The sequence below is a fragment of the Alteromonas sp. ABV2_168 genome (assembly GCF_056161165.1).
This window is the reverse complement of the sequence record NZ_JBSWYQ010000012.1, coordinates 24,997-49,543: the sequence shown is the minus strand read 5'-3', so window position 1 is coordinate 49,543 and position 24,547 is coordinate 24,997. Positions and strand designations below refer to the sequence as shown.

Here is a 24,547-nt window from a genome sequence, read left to right as displayed (position 1 = left end):
TCCTTGTTTAATCCGGAGCTGACGGCACTAAGCGCTTTCCCGTCAGTTTGCTGAAGCAGAGTGTATCGACAAGGAGGGTTAAGGCAGGGTTAACGCGGTTTTATGAGAAGGCAGATTAGCGAAAAAGCGGGACGAATTTACTCATTCACCGGCGTTTTTGCCGTGAATGAACGCGCCATTTACAAAGGGGGTACAATGCTGAAGGAATAAAAAAAGCACCTGAAAAGGTGCTTTGTGCAATAGCAACTGTGTCAGACGTTTTCGAACAGGTTCTCTACGCGCTGACGAATTTCTTCGATACGGGTGACGTCAGCCGGGGCGATAAAAATCGTATCATCACCGGCAATGGTACCCAGCACGCCGTCTTTCTGACTCAGAGAGTCAAGCAATCTTGCGATAAGCTGTGCGGCACCGGGGCTGGTTCTTATGATTACCATCACATTATTGTGTACAATGTCGAGCACGAGCTGTTTAAGCGGACTTTTCGCCGTAGGCATGCCAAGTTCAGGTGGTAAACAGTAAACCATATCACCGCGGGCATTTCGCGTTCTTACCGCGCCGAATTTACTCAGCATACGGGACACTTTTGATTGGCTGATGTTATCAAAACCCTGTGATTTCAGTGCTTCAACGATTTCACCCTGAGACCCGAAGCTTTCTGCTTTCAGGATCTCTTTGAAGGCTTTGATCATCTTTTCTTGTTTTACGTTAGCCATATTTTCCTGTCGTATTTGGTGTTTAAGGGTACAAACCGCTATTATTGTGCCGTAGTCATCACATTTAAGCAATATTTATGCATATCCATTCAAATTATTGCATAATCTTGCGGCTTATACCCATTATGCATGCATAAGACCATTGGGTGATTGAGTTTTTTTACGCGTTGATTTACTGTGACGCTCCGTTTTTTTGACGAGTAACTATTCCATAGGAGAAATGGTATGAAAGTAGCCGTGTTAGGTGCTGCCGGTGGTATTGGTCAAGCGCTGTCATTGTTGTTGAAAACACAATTGCCAGCAGGTTCTGAATTAGCGTTATATGACGTTGCGCCAGTTGTTCCTGGTGTTGCTGTTGACCTGAGCCACATCCCCACCGCGGTGAAAGTTACCGGTCATGGTAAAGATGATCTGGCTGATGCGCTTACCGGTTGTGACGTTGTTCTTATTCCGGCCGGCGTTCCGCGTAAGCCTGGTATGGACCGTTCTGACCTGTTCAACATCAATGCCGGTATCGTTAAGAACCTGATTGAAGGTGTTGCTGATAACTGTCCTTCTGCTTGTGTTGGTATTATCACTAACCCTGTAAACACTACTGTTGCTATCGCTGCTGAAACGCTGAAAGCAAAAGGCGTTTACGACAAGAACAAGCTGTTCGGTGTTACTACTCTGGATGTGATCCGTGCTGAGACTTTCGTGTCTGAACTGAAAGGTCTGGACGTATCAAGCGTACATGTTCCTGTAATCGGTGGTCACTCCGGTACGACTATCCTGCCTCTGCTGAGCCAGGTTGAAGGTGTTTCTTTCACTGACGAAGAAGTAGCAAGCCTGACTACACGCATCCAGAATGCAGGTACAGAGGTTGTTGAAGCGAAAGCTGGCGGCGGTTCTGCGACGCTTTCTATGGGTCAGGCTGCAGCACGTTTCTGTCTGTCTCTGGTTGCTGCAATGCAAGGTGAAAACGTTGTTGAGTACACCTATGTACAAACTGACGACAGCGATGACGCGGCATTCTTCGCACACCCTGTACGTTTAGGTCCTAACGGCGTTGAAGAAATTCTGCCATACGGCGAGCTGAGCGCTTTCGAACAAAAGGCGAAAGACGACATGTTGGAAGGCCTGCGTGGCGACATCAAAATTGGTGTTGAATTCGTAAACGGCTAATCCCGTTTCAATAATGCATTGAAAACCGGCTTTCAAAAGCCGGTTTTTTTATGCCCTGATTTCAGGCACAGAATGAATTGTTTGAAAGTACAGGATGATTTAAGGATGACTGCGTTCCACAGCGATATCAGAGCGACTTAATACACATCCCTGTGATAACGGTGGCTGTCGGTTAACTGTTGCACCTGTTCCTCTCCGAGCATCCTGATTAATGTGTGGTGTACGCCTTCACCCATACCATCGTAGCTGCCACAAACGTATATCTGGCCGTCATTGTTTACCACATCACGCAGCGCATCTTCGCTTTGTTGCAGTGCTTGTTGCACATACATGGGATGGTCCGGACAACGTGAGAATACCCGTTTCACGTTAACATTGGCTGCGTTCAGCGCCTGTGCAGGAATAACTTCTGACAGGATGTCATCATGTTCCCGTGTGCGTTCACCGAATAGTACATAGACCGGTGCTGTATGTTGCTGTTCTGCTGCCTGCATCCACTGAGCACGAATACCTGCCAGTCCACTGCCGGCAGCTATCAGAAGTAGTGGTTTGTTGTTAAGTGTAAGGTGGCATGCGGGGTTTACATGCAACTTAGCTTTAACTGTGTTGTTAATCTTCAACTGCTGTGTCAGCCACCCTGAGGCCAGGCCCTGACTGCCGTCCTCTTTTATCGCCAGCCTTATAATCAATTTAATGATGTTACTTTCGCTGCTTACAGAGGCGATAGTATAGCTGCGGGCGATTTCCCCTGATGTATTCAAAGGCAGTACATCAAGAATATCACCGGCTTGCCATTGCTGAACATTGTGCCCGGCGTACAGATCGATTTCAAAAAGCGGGTGACGGGGACCACTGTTGAGTTGTCGCCGGCGGATAAGCGTGAAATCCTCATACGCGGGTACAGCCACATTTGCAGATGAGTATTGTGCCAGTGCGGCAGTCTCTTCACCTTTACTGTGATCAAGCTTAACCAGTGGTGCAACGGGGCTTGCACCCAATGCATTCAACCGCTTATCAATATGTTCGCCGAAAGCACAAAAATGCGGATACTTACTGTCTCCCAGCGCGACGACTTCATACTCGAGATGAGATAATTCAGTTTCGTTCCTGCGGGTGCGGTTCAGGGCTTTAAAAAATGAACGTCCGTTATCGGGCGGCTCACCATGACCGTAAGTGCTTACTACAAATAAAGCCCTTTTGAATTCTTTCAAACGCTCCGGTGTGATGGCTGATAATGGCATCAGCACACCGTGTTTAAATTCACTGTGGTTTGCAGCATATGCTTTTGCCAGTGCCTGTGCGGTACCTGTCTGGCTTGCCCAGGCAATCACAATGTTGCTTTCCTGAGTGTGCTGCCTCAGCAAGTTCTTCCCTTTGTTTTTCCAGAACAGATAGCCAACCCAGAGGGTGTAGGCCGCTACCATAAAAAGACCCGTCAGCAGACGTTCAAACTCGGTCACAACCAGAATACCTTAATGAATAAAAACCAGCATAATAAAAACAGGGATGAGGAAACCCAGTGCCGTTACCGGCCAGGTTGACGCTTTGTGCGGCGCCTGTTTAATCAGTAATTGCAGTCCGGTGACGGTGAAAATAATCACTACCACAGAAAAAATATCAATAAACCATTGCCACACTGTGCCGGTATTCCGGCCTTTATGTAAATCGTTAAAGTAAGCTATCCAGCCGCGATCTGAGCCTTCGTACACTAATTCACTCATTTCGGTATCCACCGACAACCAGTGATCCTGACCGGGACCGGGCCAGGAAACATACAGCTCAACACCATCCCATTCTCCTTCCTTATCTGACGGCGGCGTGATGCGCTGAGCGTCAGCCAGCCAATTTCTTAATGAAGCGGGCAGAGCGACAGAGCCTTCAGGCAACTCACTGATATCAGACAGCACATGATCCGGTAATTCCGCCTCAACATTTCTTACCTGCGGGGCGACTTCAATATCCGCCGCGTGATTAAGCGTGATACCGGTTATGGCGAACATGAACATGCCAATTATACAGATGGCGGCTGAGATCCAGTGCCATTGCCGGGCACTGCCAAGGGAAAATCGCATAGTGTTACTCTAATTCGGGAATACAGGCTTTGTAACATAATTCAAAGCAGGATAGGGATATGATAATGGGAATTATTATTTTTTGAAGTGAAGCCGGCCCGCATAGCAGGCCGGTTATCGTCATATCAGAGTAATTTGCTTATCAGAAAGTGTAAGTGATATAGGCACTTGCGCTTCGTCCCGGTTCAGAGAACCGCTGGTAACCGGTACCGCTGACACCTGAGAAGAAACCACCATTACCTGAGCGAAGATTGTCCACAACACCCCAGTTGTAGAACTCCTTATCTGTCAGGTTGTAGATAGCCGCTGTGAGTGTCAGGTTTTCTGTGATCGCATAGAAACCTGTGAGGTCAAACACGGTATAGCTTTGCGGGTAGAAGAAAGGGCCACTGCCGTTGTTCAGCGAGGTGAAACTCTTCTGATCAGACTCATCCATTCCGGCTGAATAAACCATGTGGGCTTTAATACCCCAGTTGCGCTCGTCTGAAAGGTAACCAACGCTCACCGTCGCAGAATCAGGTGCCAGCGTCTCAAGATCATCTCCTTTATCATAAAAGTCGAAATCACCCTCGCTGGCCGGCGTGTATTCAGACAGGTATTCACCGTCCAGGGCAGAATACGTCAGGCGACCGGTAATGTTGTCTGTGAATAAATAAAAGGCACTGAATTCAATCCCTTCAACTTTTATTTCACCGGAGTTCTGTGCCTGGGTATAGACGTCTTCTGTCAGTACTTCACTTGTACAGGTACCGGTGTAGTAACTGCAGGTCTCAATATTTACTTCAGCATCGTAAGGGGTAGAAAAGGTTTCGCTTTGGATGCGGTTTGTATAGTTTGTTCTGAACGCGCTCAGGCTGATAAAGCCTCGTTCGAACTGAGCCAGGTAGCTGATTTCATAGTTAACAGACTTTTCCGCATCCAGGTTCGGATTCGATATTTCGTCAATGTCCTGATAAACCGTGCCGGTAACTGTATCCGTAATTTCTTCGCCGGAGTTAGTACCAAAATAGAGTTCCTGCAGCGTCGGTGCTTTATAGCCCTGACTGATTTTTGCCTGAATTTCCTGACCGGGTATGAATTCATAGCTTAATCCTACTTCACCGATTAGAGCGTTAAATTGTGCATCGGAAACGCTCTGGCCCAGCGGATCGGAAAAACTGTCATTTAATTCCGGCTCATAGTCTGTTTTGTCGTAGCGTGCACCTACATACAGTTTTACTACTTCGTTCAGTGCCATGGTGTCGGCAGCATACACAGACAGGACATGTTTATCTGATGCAGGAACAAAGCCCTGATCCAGAATAGGGTAACCATCCAGTACCGGGTCGCTGGTGGTTTCACCATCGTAGCGGCGGTCATACATGATGTTTTCTACAGACACAGATTGATAATTCACACCATAAGCAAAGTCATGGTTGATATCTCCCTCAACCGACTTTTTAAGGTCGATTTTCAGACTGGTGGAATCCTGTTCAAAGCTGCGATCTTCCTGACGAAGGATCACGGCACCCTGGCTTGAGTAAAGAAAAGAGGTCAGGCCGGATGTGTACAGTTGTTGATAATCTGCTTTCACTTCAATGCTGTCGAAGAAAAGGTTACCGGCATTGTCCTGTTTATAGAAAATACCCGCGCGCTCGCGGTTATTTTCGTCATTACTGCTGAAATTGTAATAGCTGGCAGTTTCACCTTCAGCCGGTTCACGGGATAACGGCGTGCCATCTGAAGAGCGGTCAGTTTTTTCGTAAACCACACCAATTTGTGCATCTTCAGATAAGTTATAGGCCAGCTTCAGCAGCACGGCATCTGAAGTGTTATCCATCGGATCGGCCTGTCCACGTGCAGGTCCGGAAATATCTGCACCGTTGCTGTGGGCTTCCGTTTCATTGCCGTCACGTCGGGTGTATTGCAACAGGCTTTCAAAATTGCCGGTACGGTTTGCAACAGAGCCGTTGATCAACCATTCGTTTGAACGTGAATCGAAACCGGTTTTGACTCTGCCGCCGGTTGCATCGCCGGACACAGGCAGAAAATCTGCGGCATCATTAGTGACATAGGTTACTGCCCCGGCCAGTGCGCCTGAGCCGTTTGCGACAGCACTTGGACCTTTCGAAATTGTTACGGTTTTAACGTGTTCAAGTTCTACCTGACCACGGCTCGAACCGAACATACCGTAAGCCGCAAAGCTTGACGGGTTAAGGGTTTCACCCTGAGAGATACCGTCTACGGATACGGCAACAGCATCGCCTTCCAGACCGCGGATATTGAATCCGTCATCACCGAAGCGGTTTCCCGAATCATTAATTTGAACGCCGGCTTCATAGCGGGCGGTATCTTCGATGTTGGTAATTGATTGTTCTGCCAGCGTTTTAGCATCCAGAGTAACCGCAGTGGATGTCATTTCTTTACTGTCTTCGCTCTGTACTTTGGTTGTGGCGAGTTGTTCTTTTTCTTGTGCGAAAACATTACCAGACAAGATCGCCGTGACTGCAAAAAACAGGGCTGACCGTTTGAAGTTCATGAGTGGCTCCGTGCAATATTAATAAAAGTGCAAATAATTAGTATTTAGATCTAAGTGGCGAAAAAAGGAGAGTTATGCGATGCGCAGAAAAGGTGTTTAACACTATCGCCGCTCAGATTTGATTGAGGATGATATTGATAACAATTCCCATTTGCAATAAGATCGGGAAACTTTTTACAACCTAAGTACTAAAAAATGAAAATAAAATCCTTAGCACTGGCAAGTACAATGATGATGCTTGCACCCATAGCGAACGCCCACACTCCTTACCTGAAACCGCTTAGTTTTGAGCCGGTTAGCCGTGACTCGATGACCCTGGATGCGTCATTCGCAGAGCAGTTTTTTGTGCCCGAAGTGGCCATCAGTAATGCACCTTTCGAGGTTGAGCAACCCGATGGCAGTATCGTACCGGTAGAAACGGTGGTGAATCTGAAAACCCGTAATGTCCTTGAACAGACACTGGAACAGGAAGGGACCTATAAGTTTTCCACCGGTAAGCGGTTGGGGGCGATTTTTCGCGTTTACGATTTGAATGGTGAGCGCGGTTCGGTGAGAGGAAATGAAGAACCTTTACCGGAAGGGGCTGTGTTGACAGAGCACTTTCAGTCGGTGACCAGCGCGGTTGCCTATGTAACGAAGAAAGGCCCTACTGAAAAAGTATTAGCCGGCACGGGTAAAGGACTGGAGATTGTGCCAGCGACCCATCCTAATGGTTTGTTTGCGGGAGACCGGTTTGAATTCACCCTGCAGTACGAAGGCAAACCACTGGCTGAGCAGACGGTAACGGTGTATTTCGCCAATGATCAGTTCAGCGAAGAAGCAGATTTTCAAAAGTTAACGACCAACTCAAAAGGTGTTGCATCGGCCACCCTGGATAAACAGGGATTGTACTTGCTGCAGGTCCGCGTGAAAGAAGCCGCACCGGAAGGCGAAGCGGTACCGCTTTACAGCTACACAACCACGTTAACGTTAGAAGCTTTTTAAGGAGCCCATCATGAAAACACGTATTTCTTTTATCGCTACAGTTTTAACCCTGCTTAGCTGCACCTGCCCACTGGCCGCCCCTCACAGTGCCAGCGGTATTATTTTAACCTACGATCTGGATGGTAACGAAAAGCTGTCTCTGGAAGAATTTGTTGATGCCCGCAGACAGCGCTTTGCCGCAACGGATACCAACCACAACGGTACCATCGAAGAAGATGAGTATGTTTACGAGTGGGAAGGTCATATGAAAACACGCATGGCGGCTGACAGAAAAGCATCGGTGAAACAGACACATATTCGCTTCAACGCCATAGACAAAGATGACGATAAACAAATCACCAAAGCTGAAATGGATGCAGTGGGCGGTCGGGGCTTTGACTTCATGGATCAGAATAAAGACGGATTGATCCTGGCCTCTGATCCTGACCCGGTACGCGAAGGCCGCAGTGCAGACAGTGATGACAAGCCAAAGCTGGAGCAGCGCCCCATGTTGCGCATGCCGACCACACATAATATCAAAGGCTTCATGGATTTATATGACACCAATGGTGACGGCAAAGTCGATAAGGCTGAATTTCAGGCTGTCAGAGATGAGCAATTTGCCCGCACTGACGAGAATGGCGATAAGGTACTGACTGAGCAGGAATATGTGCTGGAGTTTGAAGACCGTCTGGACGCGCAGTATGAAAAAACCTATGAGGGACAGGTAAAACAAACTTACGTGCGTTTTGGTGTACTGGACAAAGACGAAAGCGGGCATATGACATTTAACGAATACATGCAGTCCGGCTTCCGTTCTTTCAGCCGTTACGATACCACCGGTGATGGTTTCATCACCATCGACGATCCGGCTCCGGTATTTGAACGTGAAAGCAATGATAATGACGACAAGGCAACGCAAACTGCGAGTGTCAGTAATCCATGAAACGTCGCTTCATTATCTGCCTTCTGAGTGCCTGGACAGCGGCAACTGTTCAGGCCGCCGGTTCAGCTCAACCTGAGCCGGCAAAGCAATCTTTCCACATTCAGCAGCCCGGTTACGACGTCACGGTTATCATGGAAAGTGGCCATGCAAGTGTTGAGCAGGAAGCGCTGAATGCACTGGTGCACGACACAGCAGAGGCTACAAACCCGCAAGGCAGCTTACTGACTAAACTCTCCCGCGGGGGAACGCATGAATTGCCATCCTGGTTGTATGAGGGCATCGCGAAATGTGAAGCCTGGTTTCAACTGACTGAAGGGAAAGTCAGTTGCCGTAATGGTGCGCTGTACCGTTACTGGGTGCAGTATGTTGCCGGGAACGAGTCTTTGGAACGGCGGGATGCACGGAAACTGGCGAGAGCATCCAGAGTTACGGCAGTGTCATTAACTGCGCCGGCACAACTTACCATGCCGCAGGCTATGCCTGACGGACCATTCTGGAACACAGGCATTATTGGTGATGCGCTGATGGTTAACCGGATTTCCGGTTATCTCACTGAGAAAGCCGGTGCCGGGGCTGCGTTTTCCGTTCAGGTGAACGATACAGTGTCCTTTTACGGGGCGTCGCCGCAGGACCGTATGCTATTTGGTGAACCTGTGGCTGATCATAACGAACCCTTTTCCGGCACGGTCATAAATACTGTCACGAGAAAGGTTGTTGCCGGAGCAAAGGAAGCCGGCGTGCTGGACAGCAGTGATGGCTGGCCTTCCTCCGGTTTAACGTCTCATGTGGTGGCGAAAAATGTGTTTGATGCGGCTCTGGCCGCTCAACTGGCGGTGATAACCACAACGACACAGATGCAGGATTTACTCAGCGACAAACAGGATGTGCTGGTAAAAACCACTGATAAGAAAGGCAGGGTGAATACGTCAGACGGTTACTTTGCCTTCTGGCGGGGGAAGGATGATGCCGGTGTGACTGCGCTGGATATCGATGTGACGCTGCCCCGTTTTAATGTCAGTAATTATCATGGTCCCTATGCGTCGGTATGGCTTACCGGTGAAGATGCTCAGCTGGTGAAAAGCTTATTAATTCGCGGAGACAGCCAGCGCTGGCTGACAGAATTAAGAGTGTGGTGGCGTAAAATTGGACGTACACATGAAGATTTCATTGACGGTTTTGCCGGTGCGACCCGCAAGAACAAGCCTCTGCACGTACACTGGGACGGATTTGACGAACAGGGAAGGCCGGTAACGGATAAGAAGCTTGTGCTGAATGTGGAAGTTGCAAGAGAAGATGGCGGTCGTAACTATCAGAAAATCCCGCTGGACCTGGATGCCCTGATCAAGCAGCCCCTCCATACAGCCGGTAAAGGGGAGATTGGTGACATAACCGTATCGTTGTAAGTGTGTGTGGCGGACAAGCCGCAACAGAAGCAAAAAAGCCGTCATAATGACGGCTTTTGCATTTGGCACCGCCGACGGCGGATTAACCGGTGTTCCGCATACCGATTGCGATACCTGCGATGGTTACCATCATGGCACGTTCCAGCACAGGGTTTTGCGCGTCGTCACCGGCGGCACGGATACGTTCCAGTAACTCAATTTGCAGATAGTGCAGAGGCTGTAAGTAACCGGCGCGGATGTTCATGGACTCTTTACCCATAGGATCTTTATCCATGATGCTTTCCTGGCCTGTAAGACTCAGCAGCGAGTCAATACTTTCCTGCAGCTCATCACGCAGTGCTTTACCGAAGTGTTTCAGTTCCGCAGGTACCAGACGCTCATCATAGGCTTCACTGATTCGCGGATCGGCTTTGTTGAATACCATGTCCAGCATAGACAGACGGGAACGGTAGAATGGCCATTCAGCGAACATTTCCTCAACCACTTTCGGGTCGCTATCCGCTTTAACGGCATCGATGGCGCGCATTACGCCAAGCCATGACGGCAGAACCAGACGGGTTTGCGCCCAGGCGAAAATCCACGGGATCGCACGCAAACTTTCAATCCCGCCCTGCGGCTTACGCTTGGAAGGACGACTACCTAAAGGTAACTTACCCAGTTCCTGTTCGGGTGTAGCAACACGGAAATACGGCACAAAGTCTTTGTCCTGACGAACGGTACCGCGATAGTTATCGCGACCATTTGCTGCCATCTTGGTGATCAGCTCTCGCCATTCCGGTTTTGGCTCCGGTGGCGGGAACAGCATCGCTTCGATAATGGCTGATGCGTAAATGCCCAGACTTTGCTTCGCCAGTTTAGGCATACCGAACTTATAACGGATGGTTTCACCCTGTTCAGTCACACGGAAGCCACCGTCTAACGAGCCCGGAGGCTGAGAGTGAATAGCTGCGTGTGCAGGCAGACCACCACGACCAATCGTACCGCCACGTCCGTGGAACAGGGTCAGTGTGGTTTCAAATTCGTCCGCCACTTTTACCAGCGCTTCCTGAGACTCGTACTGTGCCCAGCCCGCTGCCAGTGCGCCGGCATCTTTTGCTGAGTCAGAGTAGCCAATCATGACAAACTGTTTGCCTTTGATATAGCCACGGTACCAGTCGATAGACAGCAGCTTACGCATGACGGCAGGAGAGTTGTTCAGATCGTCCAGCGTTTCGAACAACGGCGCCACCGGCATTGGCCAGTCTACACCGGCTTCCTGAAGCAGCAACTGCACAGCCATAACGTCAGACGGTTCACTGGCCATGGAAATGATGTAAATGCCGAAGCCTTCCTTGCCGTGCTGGGAAATAACCTTACAGGTATCCAGCACTTCTTTTACGTCGGCAGACGCATCCCACTCGGCAGGGAACAGCGGACGCTTCGAGCTCAGTTCGCGTAACAGGAATGCCTGTTTGTCAGCTTCACTCCACTGCGCGTAGTCACCCAGACCCAGATAGCGGGTGATTTCACTGAATACATCAGCATGACGCTCAGAGTCCTGGCGCACATCCAGTTGCAGCAGGTGAATACCGAAACATTTCACCCGGCGGATGGTATCAAGCAATAAACCGTTGGCGGTTACACTCATGCCACACTCAACCAGTGAGTCGTAGCACAGTAACAGAGGCTTCAGCAGTTCATCGTTATGTTGTACCCAGTCAGACTGGTCGACTTTTTTGCCGGACAGATAATCTGCAATACCGTCGCGGGTAGCACCACAGCGGCGAACCAGCGGACGCAACAGAGCGCGGTATGGTTCGTTAGCTTCTTCGCCCACTTCTTCACGAAGGGCAGCGCTGCAATCGAACATGGACAGTTCGACCTGTAAGCGGTCGAGGTCAGAGGCAAACAGTTTTGCGGCGCGTTTACGGGCCAGCAGCAGAACCTGCTCAGTTACTTTTGCGGTAACAAACGGGTTACCGTCACGGTCACCACCCATCCAGGAGCTGAAGTGCACAGGTGCTGCATCCAGCGGCAGACTAACGTTGTAATCGGCTTTTAAGCGCTCATCCAGATCACGGAGGAAATCCGGTACGGCTTCCCACAAAGAGTTTTCGATGACGGAGAAACCCCAGCGTGCTTCATCAACAGGTGTCGGACGAACTGAACGGATTTCTTCGGTATGCCATGCCTGACTAATCAGATCAGCGATACGGGTTTCAATACGCGTACGCTCGTGATCATCCAGAGATTCCTGGTGAATGCTTTGCAGGCATTGGGCAAGTTCTTTCTGTTTATGGATTAGCGTACGGCGGGTCACTTCTGTCGGGTGAGCCGTGAGTACCAGGTCGATGTTCAGCTTCGACACTGCTTTTTGTACGTTTTCAACTGACAGATCAGCTTTATCGAGGTGTTTGAACAATGCATCCATAGATGCATCAACACTCATTGCACTGTTGTATTCCTGCTCGGCAATATTACCTAATGTCAGGAACTGTGCGAAAGCTCGTCCGACCGTCAAAAGATCAGAATCCGTCAGATTTTTGAAAATTTCTTTCAGATTTTCGCTACGGGTTGCATCGCCCTGAAATGAAGAACGACCATCTTTTCTGATGGTCTCAATGCGGTCTAACCATTCCTGACCTAGTTCAGCTTTAATGGTTTCGCCAAGGACTTTTCCCAAGTACCGGACTGTGTCTTTCAGTTCGGCATCATAGTGTGATTGCATAGCATCCTCCTACTGTATATGCCCATAACCTTACTTCAAAATTGTTAAACTTGTCTAACCACTTTGAGTTATAAATTAAACCTTAATGAAAAGTTCATTTAACAAATCCCAAGCCCCAAGCATGTTGCAGCCCGATATGATAAACTTGCCGGCAGGTTATTTCTTGGCCTTCAATGTAGTCATAATTAGCCCAAAAAATAAACAAATCTTGTAATTTAATTTCAGGAGTCAATGTGACCGATAAATATACCAGCGTAGAAACGCAAGCAAGTTACGGTGTTGGTTTCCAAATGGGAGAGCAACTTAAATCTAACCCATTCGAAGGCCTTGCGCTAGAAGCAGTTGTAGAAGGGTTAAGCGATGCGTTTAACGGCCAGGCTGCACAGGTTGACACCGATACCCTGCGTAATGCGTTCGGTGAAATCCATCAGCGTATGCAGGCTGCTAAAGCTGAGCAGAGCAAAGCGGTAATCGAAGAAGGTGAAGCCTATCTGGCAAAGAACGCCGAGCGTGAAGAAGTCACTGTGACTGAAAGCGGCCTGCAGTATGAAGTCATCGAAGCCGGTGAAGGCGACAAGCCTGCTGCTGACAGCAACGTGCGTGTTCACTACCACGGTACACTGATTGACGGTTCTGTTTTCGACAGTTCTTACAAGCGCGGTCAGCCTGCTGAGTTCCCGGTGAACGGTGTTATCCGTGGCTGGACTGAAGCACTGCAGCTGATGCCTGTTGGCTCTAAGTGGAAACTGTATATTCCTTACGAGCTGGCCTACGGCGAGCAAGGTGCAGGTGGCGCAATTGCACCGTACTCTACATTAGTATTTGATGTAGAACTGCTTGATATTCTGGGCTAACTGCCTGCTGCGGCAGTCACCGGACTGCCGCTCTTTGCATCTTTGACGACTTTTCTCTTTAATAATTCAGAGCTGGATCTGCTCAGAGTTGTTATCCCGACAGACGCTATTACAATACGCGCACAATTAATAAAGGAAAAACTACTATGGTTATCAAGCCTAAAGTCAGAGGCTTCATCTGTACAAATGCGCACCCGGCAGGCTGTGCAGCTTCCGTAGCTGAGCAAATTGAATACGTTCGCCAGCAGGGCGTTGCGGGTGAAGGCCCGAAAAATGTTTTAGTGATCGGTTGTTCAACAGGGTACGGTCTGGCATCGCGGATCACTTCCGCCTTTGGCTATGGTGCTAAAACCTTAGGTGTTTGTTTCGAAAAAGAGCCGTCTGAGCGTAAAACAGCTACTGCTGGCTGGTATAACACTGCTGCATTTCATCAGCAGGCAGAGAGTAACGGACTGTACGCGAAAACCTTAAATGGCGATGCGTTCTCTGACGAAATGAAGGCGCAGGTGATTGAGCAAATTAAGGCAGACCTGGGTTCTGTGGATCTGGTCATTTATTCACTGGCATCTCCCCGCCGTACCGATCCTGTTTCAGGCGAAACCTATAAGTCTACGCTCAAGCCTGTTGGTCAGGCGTATACCACTAAAACCTACGACACAGATAAAGACAAAGTTCATGATGTGACGTTAGAGCCTGCCAATGATGAAGAAATTCACAACACCATCAAAGTGATGGGGGGCGAAGACTGGGAACGCTGGATGGATTTCCTCGGCGAAGCCGGTGTTCTGGCTGAAGGCTGTAAGACCACTGCCTATACGTATATCGGTAAAGAACTTACCTGGCCGATATATGGTCAAGCGACTATCGGTAAAGCCAAAGAAGACCTCGATCGCGCAGCCGCTGCGATTATTGGCAAACACACAGAAAAACTGGTTGAAGCGAATGTATCTTCACTGAAAGCGCTGGTCACCCAGGCCAGTTCTGCTATTCCTGTGATGCCTCTGTATATCTCTCTGATCTATAAAGTGATGAAAGAAGAAGGTACCCACGAAGGCTGTATCGAACAAATCGCCGGCTTGTTCAGCGAGTGCTTGTACAGCGACAGCCCGACACTGGACGAAGCGAACCGTTACCGCATGGACGGGAAAGAAACCAATGATGCAACACAGGCGAAAATTAAAGCGCTTTGGGATCAGGTAACGCAGGAAAACTTCCATGAGTTAAGCGATTATGCCGGTTATCATCATGAGTTCCTGAAACTGTTCGGCTTTGACATTGACGGTGTTGATTACGACGCCGATGTGGATCCGCTGGTGAAGTGGTAATTCATTAATATTTTGCAGAAGCCGTCGTGACAGACGGCTTTTTTGTACATTTTTTAATGTATCTGCAAAGTGTGTTTTGACAATGTGGATGAAATTTGTGCAATAAGGGTTAACACGCAGTAATTAGGCGTTAAGTCTTAGTCAGTTTCGAAAAACTTTGTGGTAAACTTTCGCCGCCAATCCCAACCAGTGACTTATGTCATGGCATTACAATGTGTGACCCCGTTAAGCGTCAGACCAAAGATAGACTACAATAGAAGAGTTTTGGCTGAGGCGGATGTAACGATTACATAGCGAAATACACACAGTGGTTATATTAAAAATTAACAAAAATTGTGGATAATCCATTATTTGCATAGCCTAAAGTGCTGCGATAATGCTAAAATCCCGTAGTTAAGTAGAGGGTATTTATATCCCTGCTTCCGGCTCACGCTTCAGTACCGCACCGGCAATAGCATGTGTGCAGGTTTCAGCTGATGTCCGGCCCTATAAAAATATAACGATAATATCCCGGCACGTATCGAGGTTTGCAACGCCGCAAGGTGAGTGCATGAACGCTGCAACGGAAAATCAATAAATAGTTTAGGTGACGGATACCTAATTTAGTAAGTGCGCTTCTGCATGCAGGCAGCGGATGCTGCAGTCATGCATAAGGGTTCTTCTATTAGAGTAGTGCGATTACGTATGATAAAAATCAAGAAAGGTCTCGACCTCCCTATTAAGGGAGCGCCGCAACAGCAAATCTCCGATGGATCTGCTGTCACGCGCGTTGCCGTTCTGGGAGAAGAATATGTTGGCATGCGTCCTACCATGCATGTCCAGGTTGGTGACAAAGTGGCTAAAGGCCAGATTCTTTTTGAAGACAAAAAGAATCCGGGCGTTAAGTTTACTGCACCAGCTGCGGGCGAAGTGGTAGAGGTAAACCGTGGTGCTAAACGTGTTCTTCAATCTGTAGTAGTGAAAATCGAAGGTAACGAAGCTGTTACTTTTGAGAAAATTGCTGCAGACCAGATCGCAAACGCTTCTCAGGAACAACTGCAAACCTTACTGGTAGACTCCGGTCTGTGGACTGCGTTACGCACGCGTCCGTTCAGTAAAGTACCTGCTTTAGGTTCTGTACCATCCTCCATTTTTGTGAATGCAATGGATACCAACCCCCTTGCTGCAGATCCTGCGGCAATCATCGCTGAGCGCAGTGATGATTTTGTTGCCGGCCTGAAAGTGCTGAAGCAACTGAGTGGTGGCAAGGTTTACGTTTGTAAAGCCGCAGGCGCGTCAGTGTCTACCGGTGATGCGACTGTAGACGTTGCTGAGTTTGGTGGTCCGCACCCTGCAGGTCTTGCGGGAACGCACATTCATAACCTTGATCCGGTTGGCGCTAAGAAAACAGTCTGGTCTGTTAATTACCAGGATGTTCTTGCGTTTGGTGCTACCGTGACTACCGGTGAACTGGATAACCGTCGCGTTGTTTCGCTGGCAGGTCCTGCTGCGAAAAATCCTCGCCTGGTCAGAACACTTCTGGGTGCTGACATTGCAGAGCTGACAGCCGGTGAACTGGTTGACGGTGAAGTACGTACAGTGTCAGGTTCTGTCCTGAACGGTACTACAGCGCAAGGTGTTCACGGTTTCTTAGGCCGTTATCACTTACAGGTTTCTGCGTTAAAAGAAGGTCGTGAGAAGAAATTCCTCGGCTGGATCACGCCGGGTTCTGATAAGCACTCTGTAACCCGTGCTTATTTGGGTCACCTGTCGTCGAAAGATTACGACATGACAACCACCACTAATGGTTCAGAGCGTTCAATGGTACCAATCGGTAACTATGAGCGTGTTATGCCATTAGATATTCTTCCTACACTGTTGTTACGTGATTTGATTGCGGGCGATACGGACAGTGCTCAGGCAATGGGTTGCCTGGAATTGGACGAAGAAGATTTAGCTCTGTGTACTTACGTGTGCCCGGGCAAATACAGCTACGGTCCAATCCTGCGCAGTTGTTTAACCACCATTGAGAAAGAGGGTTAAGTCATGGGTTTGAAAGCGTATCTGGAAAAAATCGAGCCGGATTTTGAACCGGGTGGTAAGTATGAAAAGTGGTATGCACTGTATGAAGCAGCGGCAACGATTTTTTATACTCCCGGTAAAGTAAACAAAGCCGGTACTCATGTTCGTGACAGCATCGACCTGAAACGTATTATGATCATGGTATGGATGGCAACATTCCCGGCCATGTTCTTCGGTATGTACAACATCGGTTTGCAAGCGCAAGACGCGCTGGGTGCCGGTGCAACTGTACCAGACAGCTGGCAGGCAGCTATTTTCACTGCATTAGGTGGTGATTTGGCCAGTGCCGGCGGGTTAGGCCTGTTCTTTTACGGTGCCTGCTTCTGGTTACCAATCTACGCAGTAACGTTCGCAGTAGGTGGTTTCTGGGAAGTCCTTTTTGCATCAGTTCGTAAGCACGAAGTTAACGAAGGTTTCTTTGTTACTTCTGTTCTGTTCGCACTGACACTGCCCGCAACGATTCCATTATGGCAGGTTGCCCTGGGTATTACTTTTGGTGTTGTTATCGCTAAAGAAGTCTTTGGTGGTACTGGCCGTAACTTCCTTAACCCTGCACTGTCTGGCCGTGCTTTCTTATACTTTGCGTACCCTGCACAAATTTCAGGTGACCAGGTATGGGTAGCAGCCGATGGTTTCTCAGGTGCTACATCTTTAAGCCAGGCGGCTTCCGGTAACTTAGATTACAGCAACATGGATCAGTGGATGAACAGCTTCATCGGAACCATTTCAGGTTCTGCGGGTGAAGTATCTGCACTGGCTATCATGATTGGTGGTCTGTTCATCATGTATATGCGAATTGCAAGCTGGCGTATTGTTGCCGGTGTTGCAGTAGGTGTAGCCTTCTTTGCTACTCTGCTTAACATGATTGGCAGCGACACGAACCCGATGTTTGCAATGCCTGCTCACTGGCACTTCGTTGTAGGTGGTCTCGCCTTTGGTATGTTCTTCATGGCAACTGACCCTGTATCAGCGTCGTTTACCAATAAAGGTAAGTGGGCATACGGTATCTTCATTGGTTTCATGACGGTACTGATCCGCGTCCTCAACCCTGCCTTCCCTGAAGGTGTAATGTTGGCCATTCTGTTTGCCAACCTGTGGGCGCCACTGTTCGACTATTTCGTCGCGCAAAGCAATATCAAGCGGAGGGTAGCTCGTGTCGGCTAAGAAAGAATCTTTAGGAAAAACAGTTGGCGTAGTCGTTGCCGTCTGTCTGGTTTGTTCAATTGTTGTGTCGGGTGCGGCTGTTGGTCTGCGCTCACTGCAACAAACAAACGCCCAATTGGATAAGCAAACAAACATTCTTACTGCTGCAGGTCTGTACGAGACTGGCATGAGCAACGACACCATCAATGCAAAATTTGATGAGTTTGTTGAGCGCCGTTTTGTCGACTTAGACTCTGGTGAATTCACTGAAATGCCTTCACCTGATTTCGACATGTACAAAGCTGCAAAAGTAACTGAGACAAGTACGAAAGTGGTAAACAGCAATGTTGGCTTCCAACGTCGTCCTAATGTTGCCAGTGTCTATCTGGTGCACAATGACGCCGGTGAAGTTACCCGCGTGATCCTGCCGGTACACGGTAGCGGTCTGTGGGATCTGATGTATGGTTTCCTGGCAGTTGATGCCGACGGTGAAACTGTGAAAGAACTGATTTACTACCAGCAGAAAGAAACGCCGGGACTTGGCGGTGAAGTGCAAAACCCTGCATGGCAGGCAAAGTGGGATGGCAAGAAGCTGTATGAAAACGGTGATGTTGCTATCGAGGTTAAGAAAAATGCTAACCCTGATAATCCTTACTCTGTAGATGCACTTTCCGGCGCAACCCTGACCAGTAATGGTGTTGAAAACACGATTCAGTACTGGGTAGGCGAGCAGGGCTTCGGTCCGTTCCTTAAGAAACAAGCATGGCGTTCATAAAGGGGTCTTATCGTGGCTGACACTAAAGAAATGAAAAAGGTCCTCTTTGGACCGATTTTAGACAACAACCCGATCGCCCTGCAGGTACTGGGTATCTGTTCTGCACTGGCGATTACAACTAAGCTGGAAACAGCTCTGGTTATGTCGCTGGCGCTGACAAGCGTTGTGGCGTTCTCTAACCTGTTTATCTCGGCAATCCGTAACCAGATTCCGTCAAGCGTACGTATCATCATTCAGATGACCATCATCGCTTCTCTGGTAATCGTGGTAGACCAAATCCTGAAGGCTTACTCTTACGAGGTATCCAAACAGCTCTCAGTATTCGTTGGTCTGATCATCACCAACTGTATCGTAATGGGTCGTGCAGAAGCGTATGCGATGAAGAGTCCTCCGCTGATGAGCTTCCTGGACGGTATTGGTAATGGTCTGGGTTACTCTTTCATTCTGATTTGTATCGGTACAGTTAAAGAGCTGTTCGGCTTCGGCACCATCCTTGGTTTCGAAATTCTGCCGCTGGTACAAAACGGTGGCTGGTATCAGGGCAATGGCCTGTTGATCCTGCCATTCAGCTCATTCTTCCTGATCGGTGGCATGGTATGGATTATTCGTACTTTCCGTCCGGAACAAGTCGAGCCTAAGGAGTAATTCGTGGAACATTATCTGTCTTTATTCGTTCGCTCGATTTTTATCGAGAACATGGCGCTGTCGTTGTTCCTGGGTATGTGTACGTTTCTGGCCGTATCTAAGAAAGTAAAAACAGCGATGGGTCTGGGTGTAGCCGTTATTGTGGTACTGGGTATCTCTGTACCGGTAAACCAGGTTATCTATGTAAACATTCTTGCTCCGGGTGCGCTGGCATGGGCCGGTTTCCCTGATGCAGACTTAAGCTTCCTGAACTTCCTGACGTTTATCGGCGTTATCGCTGCGTTAGTACAGATTCTGGAAATGGCGTTAGATAAGTTTTTCCCTGCGTTATATAACGCTCTGGGTATCTTCCTTCCGCTAATCACAGTTAACTGTGCAATCTTCGGTGGTGTGGCATTCGCGGTTCAACGTGAATATAACTTCACTGAAAGTATTGTCTACGGTGTAGGTAGTGGTATGGGCTGGGCGTTAGCTATCGTTCTGCTGGCCGCTGTTCGTGAAAAACTGAAATATGCTGATATGCCAGATGGTGTACGTGGTCTGGGCTCTGTGTTCATGATCGCAGGTCTGATGGCGTTAGGCTTCCAGTCTTTCACTGGTATCGCACTGTAATAACGCAGAGGAGCATATAAATGAGTATAGAAATGTTACTTGGCGTTGGCATGTTCATTGTCATCGTTCTGGCGCTGGTATTTATTATCATGTTTGCCAAATCTAAGTTAGTACCAAGCGGTGACGTGACCATCATGATCAACGATGATCCTGAAAAAGCGATTACCACGCAGCCTGGCGGTAAACTGCTTGGCGCACTTGCTGAAGCGGGTATTTTCGTATCATCTGCATGTGGTGGTGGTGGTTCTTGTGGTCAGTGTCGTGTAGACATCAAAGAAGGTGGTGGTGAAATTCTGCCAACCGAACTTGACCACATCACTAAGCGTGAAGCCCGTGAAGGTTGCCGTTTATCATGTCAGGTTGCTATTAAGCAGGACATGAAGATCGAACTGGAAGAAGAAATCTTTGGTGTTAAGAAGTGGGATTGTGAAGTTATTTCTAACGACAACAAAGCCACGTTCATTAAAGAGCTTAAGCTTAAAATTCCTAACGGTGAAAGCGTACCTTTCCGTGCTGGTGGTTACATTCAGATTGAAGCACCTGCTCACCACGTGAAGTACAAAGATTACGACATTCCTGAGAAGTTCCGCGGTGACTGGGAGCGCTTTGGTTTCTTCGACATCGAGTCTAAAGTCGACGAAGAAACTATCCGTGCTTACTCCATGGCGAACTACCCGGAAGAAGAAGGTATTATTATGCTGAACGTGCGTATTGCTACGCCGCCGCCTAATAACCTGACTCTGCCTGCCGGTAAAATGTCTTCGTACATCTGGAGCCTGAAAGAAGGTGATAAAGCAACGATTTCTGGTCCGTTCGGTGAGTTCTTTGCGAAAGAAACTGACGCAGAAATGGTGTTTGTTGGCGGTGGTGCAGGTATGGCACCTATGCGTTCACACATCTTCGACCAGCTTCGTCGTCTGAAAACCGATCGTAAGATCACATTCTGGTATGGTGCCCGTTCACTGCGCGAAATGTTCTACGTAGAAGATTTCGATGAGCTGGCTGCCGAGAATGAAAACTTCGAATGGCATGTTGCACTTTCTGACCCTCAACCTGAAGATAACTGGGATGGCTATACCGGCTTCATCCACAATGTCTTGCTTGAGAACTACCTGAAAGATCACCCTGCTCCTGAAGATTGTGAATTCTATATGTGTGGTCCTCCCATGATGAACGCAGCTGTTATCAACATGCTGAAAGATCTTGGGGTAGAAGACGAAAATATCCTGCTTGATGACTTTGGTGGTTAATCAGCAAACGGTATAATTGAAAAAGGGGGCATCGCCCCCTTTTTTAATAGATAAGGATAAGAAGTGATTAATCAGTATCTGCGTTTTAGTGTACTTGCTTTCGTTGTACTCTTTCTTAGTGCCTGTGGTGAGGAAGCCAAACAGGTTGTGCATTTACACGGAAATACCATGGGCACCACATACAATGTTAAGTATGTAGTGGATGAGCGTGGTCAGGTTGATGGTCTGCAAGAGGCCATTGATGCCCGGTTAGTAGAAATTAATAAACTGATGTCGACCTATGACCCTACATCAGAATTATCCCGTTTTAACCAGAATCGTTACACCACGCCCTTTCCGTTAAGTGACGAAACGTCATTGGTGGTGACTGAAGCTATCAGGCTCGGCAAGCTAAGTCATAACGTACTGGACGTAACTGTGGGGCCGCTGGTGAATTTGTGGGGATTTGGTCCGAACAAACGTCCTGAAAAGGTGCCATCTGAAGAGCAGATTTCTGAAGTCCGAGAGTATGTCGGGCTGGATAAAATCAGTATTTCAGAACAGGGTCTGAAGAAAACGCATCCAATGGTTTATGTCGACCTGTCGACTATTGCCAAAGGCTACGGTGTAGACCAGGTTGCTGCGATTATGGAAAAGCATGATCTGCACAACTACCTGGTGGAAATCGGCGGTGAAATGCGTGTTAAAGGCGAGCGGGGGAATGGTGAGGAATGGTTAATAGCCATTGAGAAGCCGGTCTCAACGGAACGCTCGGTGCAGAAAATTGTCTCTATTGGTACGAATGCCATTGCCACCTCAGGGGATTACCGCAATTACTATGAAATGGACGGTAAGCGTTATTCTCATCTGATTGATCCCCGAACCGGTAAACCCATTACTCATAATCTGGTATCGGTAACGGTGGTGGACCCGTCATCTATGACTGCTGATGGCCTTGCCACTGCGTTCAATGTGATGGGGTGGGATGAAGCTAAAGCGCTGGCGGAGAAAGAACATCTTGCCGTTTTCTTAATTCGTCGCACAGCAGATGGCTTTGAGGAGTATGCATCTCCTGAGTTTGATACTATGGTTGAAGTTAAGAATTAGGAGACGATGATGTCTACATTTATCCTCGCGTTTGTGTTTTTTCTTGCCATGGTACTGGCAATGGCCGTGGGTTATCTGATCCAGAAGAAGTCCATTTCCGGTAGTTGCGGCGGTTTAGGCGCACTGGGTATTGAGAAAGCCTGTGATTGTCCTGAGCCGTGTGACCGTAAGAAGATGCGCCTGGAGCGTGAAGAAGCCAGACAGAAAAAAATTGCTGAGTGGAAGGATAACCAGATCCTGTAAATTTTCAGGTTTATCAGTACACATCAAGTGATGATAAAAATGGCCGGACGAATGTCCGGCCTTTTTTTTGTTTCTACTCGTAGCTGTAACTTAACGTTACGTTACTGTAAGTGCTGTAAGCTCTCAGGCCGATATGCCAGGTGCCGTCAGCCGGTGCAGTAAACGTGCATACCTCACTGTTGCCGTTCTTGTAAGGACGGCAATCATAGGCCGATGTGGAAGGCTGGCTGCCGTATCTCACATACAGATCGGCATCACCACTGCCGCCGGAGATTTGAATTGTCATCGTGGAAACGCCAGCCGGGATATCCCAGGTGTAGCGATCCCAGGATGACCGTGAACCTGATAATCCTGTTAATTGTCCTGATACCGGTTCCACACCCGGATCGGTCGGGTCTCCACCGCCGTTACTGCTGCCATCACAACCGTTGTTATTCAGGTAGCTGTTCGCCTCCGCTACCCGCACAATGCCGTAACCGTACTGATTATCTCTGCCTGAACTGCCACGATCTTCTGCGGTGGCATTTAACGCGTTTCTAATCTGCGTGGCGCTGCACTGGGGATGAAAGCTCCACACCAGGGCCGCCGCACCGGCAACGTGTGGCGTGGCCATAGATGTGCCGCTCAGGGTGGCGTAGGAGCTGTCCGGATAGGTGGAGTAGACTGAACTGCCGGGGCCGGCAATTTCCACCTGTGAGTTGTACTGTGAATAGCTGGCGCGGTTTTTACCGGAATCAACTGCTGCAACAGACACTACGGCATCGTAGGAGGCAGGGTAAGACAGTGAACTGTTGCCGGCATTACCGGCTGCGGCGACCAGCAGCATGTTATCGTCTGTGAAACCCTGCATGGCAGACGCTTCTGCCGAAGACGAGCCTGAACCCCCTAAACTCATGTTAACCACATCAGCGCCGGCATCCTGACACTGGTCGATAGCAGTGATGATGTCAGAGGCGTAAGTCCAGTCACCGTTGTCGTTGAATATTTTCACAATATGCAGGCTGGCACCGGGATAGACACCGATCACACCCTCTGAATTGTCATAGGCGGCAATCGTACCGGCAACATGTGTTCCGTGGCCGTTACCATCGTTATACCAGTTACCCACTGCACTGTTATTGCCAATTCCGGTTACCCCGTCATTGGTGCCCGGTAAATCCGGATGACCCAGATTATAACCGGTATCAATAATACAGACTTTGCGGGCGCTGGTATCAGACTGGATTAGCTGATTCGCCTGTATCATAGTGTAGCCATATGGCGTGGACTGGGCCATTAACTCCCGCACCGGATCAGGGGCGATATCAACATCTTTATTCTTGCGCAGGGCGTTAAGTGCTTTCTTGTTTAATGTGACGACAGCCATGCCATGGCGTTCCATCACTTTAAGAGTCTTGCCACCTGCCTGTTGTATGGCAGATTTCACTGATGCTACATCCAGCGCCTTATCACTGGCATTAATGCTGCCTTTGCCCGCCACTGCGCCTTTACCATTTTTAAAGGTGACAATGTAGCGTTCATTGCTTTCCTGTAAACGCAGATCCTGGCGCAGGTTCTTTAACTGCTCAAAGGTAAGTGGTTCAGGGGAAACACTGACCGGCCCGTTGCCGGCAGACGCTGCAGTAGCGGTTAATGTGATTAAACTTAACGATGTAGCGAGTAACGATTTGGATGGTAATGTGCGTAATATGGACATTATTTTTTTCCTGTCTTGTTGTTATCCCCTCCCGCTCTGTGGCGTGTTACTACGGGGTATTTTTACCGGGTCTGTACACATCGGTTTATCTGCTTTAGTGATGACAAAAACTGTTCCGTCAGCTTGTCATTCAGGAGAAATAAACCGGCTATGCACAAACGTTGTAAACGCTGCTTTTTTCTGCAGCTCGAAATCCATACTACTTAAGTCTATCGGGAGTTACGCATATAGCCGTATAACTATGAATGGCATTTAATACGTATAAAAAACGGGGGTATTGGTATGCCGGCCAGACATTACGGGCAGCGGAGAAACAAAAACTGACTAAAATTTAAGTTAAGAAAAAGATAAATAAAAACAGATTTATC

At 48.5% G+C, this 24,547-nt stretch carries 20 protein-coding genes; 14 read left to right on the top strand and 6 right to left on the bottom strand.

All coding sequences use genetic code 11. The annotated features are described in order from the left end of the window. Window positions 1–251: 251 nt before the first annotated feature. Window positions 252–716, bottom strand: a complete 465-nt coding sequence (gene argR, locus ACXAH4_RS16940) for a transcriptional regulator ArgR (protein WP_119502583.1) — start codon at window positions 714–716, stop codon at window positions 252–254. Window positions 717–941: 225 nt separating this feature from the next. On the opposite strand from argR, the gene mdh reads away from it, so the two are divergent. Further along, window positions 942–1,880 (top strand): malate dehydrogenase, encoded by a 939-nt coding sequence (mdh, locus tag ACXAH4_RS16935; RefSeq protein ID WP_119502582.1) that lies wholly within the window; start codon window positions 942–944, stop codon window positions 1,878–1,880. A 137-nt stretch (window positions 1,881–2,017) separates the two neighbouring features. Here mdh and ACXAH4_RS16930 read toward each other — a convergent pair whose 3' ends face one another. From ACXAH4_RS16930 to ACXAH4_RS16920, 3 genes are all read right to left on the bottom strand, one after another. Continuing rightward, window positions 2,018–3,340, bottom strand: coding sequence for an NADPH cytochrome P450 oxidoreductase family protein (locus ACXAH4_RS16930; protein WP_474882732.1), 1,323 nt, complete (start codon window positions 3,338–3,340; stop codon window positions 2,018–2,020). A 12-nt stretch (window positions 3,341–3,352) separates the two neighbouring features. Then, a complete protein-coding gene (locus tag ACXAH4_RS16925) occupies window positions 3,353–3,952 on the bottom strand; it encodes a PepSY-associated TM helix domain-containing protein (RefSeq protein ID WP_474882731.1) in 600 nt (199 codons plus the stop codon). 142 nt (window positions 3,953–4,094) lie between these two features. Then, window positions 4,095–6,470: a TonB-dependent hemoglobin/transferrin/lactoferrin family receptor gene (locus ACXAH4_RS16920; protein WP_474882729.1), complete on the bottom strand. Its 2,376-nt coding sequence runs from the start codon at window positions 6,468–6,470 to the stop codon at window positions 4,095–4,097. A gap of 195 nt (window positions 6,471–6,665) precedes the next feature. Between ACXAH4_RS16920 and ACXAH4_RS16915 the strand changes: the two genes are divergently transcribed. Genes ACXAH4_RS16915 through ACXAH4_RS16905 form a run of 3 tightly spaced genes read left to right on the top strand, consistent with a single transcriptional unit; the run spans window position 6,666 to window position 9,782 of the window. Beyond that, window positions 6,666–7,454 carry a DUF4198 domain-containing protein gene (locus ACXAH4_RS16915; protein ID WP_474882727.1) on the top strand — a complete coding sequence of 263 codons (789 nt, stop codon included), beginning with the start codon at window positions 6,666–6,668 and terminating at the stop codon, window positions 7,452–7,454. Between the two features lie 10 nt (window positions 7,455–7,464). Further along, window positions 7,465–8,379: a calcium-binding protein gene (locus tag ACXAH4_RS16910; RefSeq protein ID WP_474882726.1), complete on the top strand. Its 915-nt coding sequence runs from the start codon at window positions 7,465–7,467 to the stop codon at window positions 8,377–8,379. Next, a complete protein-coding gene (locus tag ACXAH4_RS16905; RefSeq protein ID WP_474846153.1) occupies window positions 8,376–9,782 on the top strand; it encodes a DUF2271 domain-containing protein in 1,407 nt (468 codons plus the stop codon). Before ACXAH4_RS16910 ends, ACXAH4_RS16905 begins: the two co-directional genes overlap by 4 nt. A gap of 82 nt (window positions 9,783–9,864) precedes the next feature. Here the strand turns inward: ACXAH4_RS16905 and ppc are convergent, their stop codons facing one another. Then, window positions 9,865–12,489, bottom strand: coding sequence for a phosphoenolpyruvate carboxylase (gene ppc, locus ACXAH4_RS16900; protein WP_474846151.1), 2,625 nt, complete (start codon window positions 12,487–12,489; stop codon window positions 9,865–9,867). Window positions 12,490–12,722: 233 nt separating this feature from the next. Here ppc and ACXAH4_RS16895 point away from each other — a divergent pair, with 233 nt between their 5' ends. The 10 genes from ACXAH4_RS16895 (at window position 12,723) to nqrM (ending at window position 22,483) form a co-directional block, all read left to right on the top strand. Continuing rightward, window positions 12,723–13,343 carry an FKBP-type peptidyl-prolyl cis-trans isomerase gene (locus ACXAH4_RS16895; protein WP_474846149.1) on the top strand — a complete coding sequence of 207 codons (621 nt, stop codon included), beginning with the start codon at window positions 12,723–12,725 and terminating at the stop codon, window positions 13,341–13,343. Between the two features lie 146 nt (window positions 13,344–13,489). Further along, a complete protein-coding gene (gene fabV / locus ACXAH4_RS16890; RefSeq protein WP_474846147.1) occupies window positions 13,490–14,668 on the top strand; it encodes an enoyl-ACP reductase FabV in 1,179 nt (392 codons plus the stop codon). A 684-nt stretch (window positions 14,669–15,352) separates the two neighbouring features. Beyond that, window positions 15,353–16,690, top strand: coding sequence for a Na(+)-translocating NADH-quinone reductase subunit A (locus ACXAH4_RS16885; RefSeq protein ID WP_474852616.1), 1,338 nt, complete (start codon window positions 15,353–15,355; stop codon window positions 16,688–16,690). 3 nt (window positions 16,691–16,693) lie between these two features. Next, complete coding sequence (locus ACXAH4_RS16880) at window positions 16,694–17,893, top strand: NADH:ubiquinone reductase (Na(+)-transporting) subunit B (RefSeq protein ID WP_119502572.1); 1,200 nt, start codon at window positions 16,694–16,696, stop codon at window positions 17,891–17,893. Beyond that, a complete protein-coding gene (locus tag ACXAH4_RS16875; RefSeq protein ID WP_119502571.1) occupies window positions 17,883–18,647 on the top strand; it encodes a Na(+)-translocating NADH-quinone reductase subunit C in 765 nt (254 codons plus the stop codon). The genes ACXAH4_RS16880 and ACXAH4_RS16875 overlap by 11 nt, the downstream gene beginning before the upstream one ends. A gap of 12 nt (window positions 18,648–18,659) precedes the next feature. Next, a complete protein-coding gene (locus ACXAH4_RS16870) occupies window positions 18,660–19,292 on the top strand; it encodes an NADH:ubiquinone reductase (Na(+)-transporting) subunit D (protein WP_119502570.1) in 633 nt (210 codons plus the stop codon). Window positions 19,293–19,295: 3 nt separating this feature from the next. After that, window positions 19,296–19,904 carry an NADH:ubiquinone reductase (Na(+)-transporting) subunit E gene (gene nqrE / locus ACXAH4_RS16865; protein ID WP_119502569.1) on the top strand — a complete coding sequence of 203 codons (609 nt, stop codon included), beginning with the start codon at window positions 19,296–19,298 and terminating at the stop codon, window positions 19,902–19,904. 20 nt (window positions 19,905–19,924) lie between these two features. Further along, complete coding sequence (gene nqrF / locus ACXAH4_RS16860) at window positions 19,925–21,154, top strand: NADH:ubiquinone reductase (Na(+)-transporting) subunit F (RefSeq protein WP_474846141.1); 1,230 nt, start codon at window positions 19,925–19,927, stop codon at window positions 21,152–21,154. A gap of 66 nt (window positions 21,155–21,220) precedes the next feature. Then, the gene (locus tag ACXAH4_RS16855) at window positions 21,221–22,240 is read left to right on the top strand and encodes an FAD:protein FMN transferase (RefSeq protein WP_474846305.1); all 1,020 of its coding nucleotides are present in this window, start codon (window positions 21,221–21,223) and stop codon (window positions 22,238–22,240) included. Window positions 22,241–22,249: 9 nt separating this feature from the next. Next, window positions 22,250–22,483 carry a (Na+)-NQR maturation NqrM gene (nqrM, locus tag ACXAH4_RS16850; protein WP_119502567.1) on the top strand — a complete coding sequence of 78 codons (234 nt, stop codon included), beginning with the start codon at window positions 22,250–22,252 and terminating at the stop codon, window positions 22,481–22,483. A 73-nt stretch (window positions 22,484–22,556) separates the two neighbouring features. On the opposite strand, the gene ACXAH4_RS16845 is transcribed toward nqrM, so the two are convergent. After that, on the bottom strand, window positions 22,557–24,179 hold the full coding sequence (locus tag ACXAH4_RS16845) for a S8 family serine peptidase (RefSeq protein ID WP_474882724.1): 1,623 nt from the start codon (window positions 24,177–24,179) through the stop codon (window positions 22,557–22,559). Between the last annotated feature and the right edge of the window lie 368 nt (window positions 24,180–24,547).

Bases quoted from the DNA above. Each gene is read 5' to 3' on its own strand.
- argR (WP_119502583.1), bottom strand. From the start codon at position 716: ATGGCTAACGTAAAACAAGAAAAGATGATCAAAGCCTTCAAAGAGATC.
- mdh (WP_119502582.1), top strand. From the start codon at position 942: ATGAAAGTAGCCGTGTTAGGTGCTGCCGGTGGTATTGGTCAAGCGCTG.
- ACXAH4_RS16925 (WP_474882731.1), bottom strand. From the start codon at position 3,952: ATGCGATTTTCCCTTGGCAGTGCCCGGCAATGGCACTGGATCTCAGCC.
- ACXAH4_RS16920 (WP_474882729.1), bottom strand. From the start codon at position 6,470: ATGAACTTCAAACGGTCAGCCCTGTTTTTTGCAGTCACGGCGATCTTG.
- ACXAH4_RS16915 (WP_474882727.1), top strand. From the start codon at position 6,666: ATGAAAATAAAATCCTTAGCACTGGCAAGTACAATGATGATGCTTGCA.
- ACXAH4_RS16910 (WP_474882726.1), top strand. From the start codon at position 7,465: ATGAAAACACGTATTTCTTTTATCGCTACAGTTTTAACCCTGCTTAGC.
- ACXAH4_RS16905 (WP_474846153.1), top strand. From the start codon at position 8,376: ATGAAACGTCGCTTCATTATCTGCCTTCTGAGTGCCTGGACAGCGGCA.
- ppc (WP_474846151.1), bottom strand. From the start codon at position 12,489: ATGCAATCACACTATGATGCCGAACTGAAAGACACAGTCCGGTACTTG.
- fabV (WP_474846147.1), top strand. From the start codon at position 13,490: ATGGTTATCAAGCCTAAAGTCAGAGGCTTCATCTGTACAAATGCGCAC.
- ACXAH4_RS16885 (WP_474852616.1), top strand. From the start codon at position 15,353: ATGATAAAAATCAAGAAAGGTCTCGACCTCCCTATTAAGGGAGCGCCG.
- ACXAH4_RS16880 (WP_119502572.1), top strand. From the start codon at position 16,694: ATGGGTTTGAAAGCGTATCTGGAAAAAATCGAGCCGGATTTTGAACCG.
- nqrF (WP_474846141.1), top strand. From the start codon at position 19,925: ATGAGTATAGAAATGTTACTTGGCGTTGGCATGTTCATTGTCATCGTT.
- nqrM (WP_119502567.1), top strand. From the start codon at position 22,250: ATGTCTACATTTATCCTCGCGTTTGTGTTTTTTCTTGCCATGGTACTG.
- ACXAH4_RS16845 (WP_474882724.1), bottom strand. From the start codon at position 24,179: ATGTCCATATTACGCACATTACCATCCAAATCGTTACTCGCTACATCG.